The following is a 3,678-nucleotide window of genomic DNA, read 5'->3' as shown; positions in this document are numbered from 1 at the left end:
ACCCTGTGGTGGCACAGGCAAAGATGTCGCCCATACCGGTCGTCTGGCAGTCAGGGCGTGGTGGGGGCGACTGGCGGGAGCTGAATGGGGATTTCGGCTATCGCTGCGGCGTGGCTGGGGCCGCACTTGATGGCAGCGGCACGGGCTGCGTTCTCATGGTGTCGAGCTCCGACGAGAAGCTGCCCGACGCTCATGTCTCGACGCTGCTGGGCTACACGCTGACTGCGGCCGTGACGATCAACGGGCCGCTGCGCAAATTGGCCGCCGCCACGGTGGCAGCGTGCCCGTTGACGCAGGACGAGATGGACTGCCTGCACTTCACGCTGGCGGGCCTTTCGTACAAGGATGCCGCGCGCACTCTCGGGATCAGCACTAAGGCGGTGTACCAGTCCCTGGAGCGCGCGCGGGCACGGCTGGGTGTGGAGACGTCCTACGCGGCGGCCGCCATGGCTCTGAACCGCGGATGGCTGGACCTGGGGCGCGCGTTGGACATCGCCAGCTCAGGATCCGCCGCCGCCGGTACGGGGAAGGTCGGTGGGTTCTGAAAAGCCGAACAGTTGCAACAGGAACGAGATCATCGTGTACTCCGGTATCAGCGGTCACGTCGACCGCGGAGCACACTATCTGTTGCCTCGCTTGTGAAGCCTATATGCAGACCTGGCAGCTTTTCCCTGGGCGCCATTTCGGCTAGCCCGCTGCGGCTTCAGTCGATCAGTCCACCCTCGATGCATCGCAGGACGGCGGCCGGCACCGAGCTGACGCCGAGCTTCTTGGTGGCCTGATGCAACTTGTGCTGCACGTGGACGCTGCTGATCAAAAGCTTGTCTCCGATCTGGTGAACGGTGTAGGCGTCCTTCGCCCAGCGCAGAGGCTCCAACTCGTCGTCTTCGAGGACTGGACATCCCGAAGGCGCCGACGTGAAGATGCGCTGCATGGCCGACTGCGCGTACACGGTGAGCAGCTGAATCGCCGCTGTCAGCGAGACCCGACCGACCAGGTCGTTTGGCAGTGCATCGCCATCAACGCCGAACATGAACTGTTCGAGGTGGCTCGCCTCGTGAACGGTGCACGCGACGCCGCTCCGGTAGCCGTAGGCGGCCTGTAGGTCCCACAGGTCCGCGGCGCCGCCATCGACATACAGCGCCTGGTCGTACAGAACCGGAGCGATGCTCGATCGCAGCGAACACATGACCGGATCGCGCAGCGTGTCGTCGAGCGAGTACTGGGCCTCCAAGTAGGCGGCGGGAGGGTTCCCGACTCCGGCCAGCCAGGCGTTCTTGGAGCCCAGCGCGCCGCGAATCAGCACCGCCGAGAACAGGCCGAATCCGAGATCGGCCGCAGCACGGGCCAACTGTCGCCGAAGGCTGTCCCGGTCCTCCGCCAAGCCGAGGTCTATGAGTTGCTGCAGGGGGAGCATTCTTTGCGCGGCGGCTCGACCGTGAGCGTGGTCGATGGGTCCAATAGCTGTTGCGCTACGGACTGTAGCAAGCCAATTCGGCTGCGCCTCAGCCGACGTCTTCCGCGCTGCCAGCGTGGGCATCGGCCCCCTGGCGCTCCGCCTCCAGCCGCGTAATGAACCCACCGTCGGCGATGGTGTGGGTGACCTTGGTGACAAGCCAGTCGGTGCCGTCGATCGCCGGCTTGAAGCCGCTCACTGCCAGCGGGGCCTGCGCGTCAAGGGTGGCGATGCCGGTGGCCAGCGTCAGCTCGAAGGTCGCCGCGCCGCGCTGGATACGCTGCCATTCGGCTTCAGCCGCCGCGCGGGCATCTGCCTCGGTGGCATGTCCCTCACGCAGACGCTTGGCATTGCCGCTTTGGCCGACCAGCACGCTGCGCTGCTTGGCGCGGGTGGCGTCATGCCAATAGGCGCGCGCGCCGGTGTAGGCGTCGCGGTTGGCCATGTGATAGCGATGCCGATCGCCTGAGGTTCGGGTGAGCAAGGTGACTGACAGCGCTGCGCCGGAGCTACTGCGCGAGCCGTTGATCGGCACCAGCACCAGGCGGTCAGCCTTCACCGTGGCTACCGCGTCATGCCGCCTGGCCAGGCGGCTCAGGAAGTTGATGTCGCTCTCGTTGGTCTGGTCGGCGTGCGCGATGGGCGTGCTTGCCAATCCGGCGTCGATGCGGGCCTGCAGGCCGTTTCGGCGGGCGATCGTCTGCGCCACGGTACCCAGGGTCGTGTCGTGCCAGCTTTGCTCGGCTCGGTTGCGCAGGCCGGCGCGCAGGTCTGCGCTTCGGGCGCGGATCTGAACCTGGTCCGGCGCTCCGCTGTGTTCCACCTCGTCGACGGTGAACGTTCCCTTGGGTGTCAGGTCCGTGCCGGCCCAGCCAATGGCCAGGGAGATCTCCACGCCGGTCCGCGGCAGCTCGAGCTGGCCGTCAGTGTCGTCGAGCGTGAGGTCGAGTTGATCAGCCTCGTCGCCACGGCATTGGGTGAGCGCCAGGTTGACCAGGCGCGGGTTGATGGTGGCCGTGATGTCCTTGCCGCCCAGTGTGATGCGAAAGGCCGGCTGGCGCTGCAAGCCGCCTTGCGTGTTGGGAGTGCTGTGGGTGGCCATGGTGTTCAGCCCGTGGTGCTGGTCTGCGTGCCGAGCTGGTCGGTGGCGCCATCGTCCACGCGCTTGAGCACGAGCGTGAAGTCGATGCGGGTCGGTGTGCCGTTAGCTAAGTGGTTGGTCTCGGCCTCGCGCAGGCTGGTGATGACGTAGGCGCCATACACTCGGCCGGTACCGGAGACGAGCGGCCAGGCCTTGCCGCTGTTGGCCATCTCGCGCAGCAGGTCCAGGTCCTGCGGGGTGCCCTTGAAGGCGGGGTGCAGCGTCCCGTTGAGGGTGGTGGTGTCTTCCCCCGGGCCCGTGAACTGGCTGGCCGGGAGGGCGCCGACCAGGCTGTTGCTAGGGTGGCGCCACTCGGCCGAACGCTCAAGTTGCTGGTAGGCCAGCGTCTCAAGCGAGAAGGTGAACTGGCCGAAGCCCATCATCATGGCGTTTCCTTCCTTCAGTCTCGGTCGCGCAGCGCGCTGCGGCCACGCGCGACGAGATCGCGGTCACGCTGATCCATCTGGCGTGCGACCTCGCGGGCCAGCGCGCGCTCGTCCATGCCAGGTGCCGCCTGAACCTGTACGGTGGTGGGGCCGGCCGCCACCGTCATAGGCTGCGGCATGCCGGCGCCCGCGGGAAGCGGTGGGCGACCGTCCACCTTGACCGGGCTGGTGCTGAAGCGCGGGATCTCAGGCACGTTCCAGCCGATCGTGTTGAGGCCCGTCCGTAGCAGGCGCAGAGGCTCCARCAGGGCGTCCACGGCGTCCCAGAAGATCTTCCTGACCCCTTCCCAGAGCTGCGCGAAGAAGGCCTTGATCGGCTCCCAATACGCCACCACTGCCACGGCCGCCGCGGCGAACGCTGCCACCAGCGCACCGAGCGCCCAGACGGGCAGACCAACCGCAGCCGCGACGGCAGCCAGGGCAACGCCGATGACCTCGAGCAGGGGCAATGCCGTGGCGAAGCCGAAGCGGAATGCCGCAAGCGGCCCMAGGATGCCCGCCACGGCCAGCAACAGTGAACCCACTACCGCCAGAACCACAGCGATGGCGGCGGCGCCCTGCATGAGCGCGGTGGTGAGCTGGGGGTGCTCCTTGGCCCACGCTGCCAGCCGCTCGAGCACGCCGTTCACCGACTG

4 protein-coding genes and 1 pseudogene are annotated in these 3,678 nt (G+C 67.3%); 1 reads left to right on the top strand and 4 read right to left on the bottom strand.

All coding sequences use genetic code 11. The features are described from left to right. The coding region (locus AC1DYI_RS29430) for a helix-turn-helix transcriptional regulator (RefSeq protein WP_477207667.1) at window positions 1-545 on the top strand (545 nt) is incomplete at its 5' end. 158 nt (window positions 546-703) lie between these two features. On the opposite strand, the gene AC1DYI_RS29425 is transcribed toward AC1DYI_RS29430, so the two are convergent. The 4 genes and pseudogenes from AC1DYI_RS29425 to AC1DYI_RS29410 form a co-directional block, all read right to left on the bottom strand. Beyond that, a complete protein-coding gene (locus AC1DYI_RS29425) occupies window positions 704-1,417 on the bottom strand; it encodes an autoinducer binding domain-containing protein (protein ID WP_477207666.1) in 714 nt (237 codons plus the stop codon). 88 nt (window positions 1,418-1,505) lie between these two features. After that, a complete protein-coding gene (locus AC1DYI_RS29420) occupies window positions 1,506-2,558 on the bottom strand; it encodes a contractile injection system protein, VgrG/Pvc8 family (protein WP_477207665.1) in 1,053 nt (350 codons plus the stop codon). Between the two features lie 5 nt (window positions 2,559-2,563). Further along, window positions 2,564-2,983 (bottom strand): phage tail protein, encoded by a 420-nt coding sequence (locus AC1DYI_RS29415; RefSeq protein WP_477207664.1) that lies wholly within the window; start codon window positions 2,981-2,983, stop codon window positions 2,564-2,566. A gap of 14 nt (window positions 2,984-2,997) precedes the next feature. After that, window positions 2,998-3,678: pseudogene (locus tag AC1DYI_RS29410) on the bottom strand (hypothetical protein); the annotation flags it as partial.

Source organism: Ideonella sp. P3_A4 (assembly GCF_056403075.1).
This window is presented reverse-complemented; position numbering and strand designations above follow the sequence as displayed.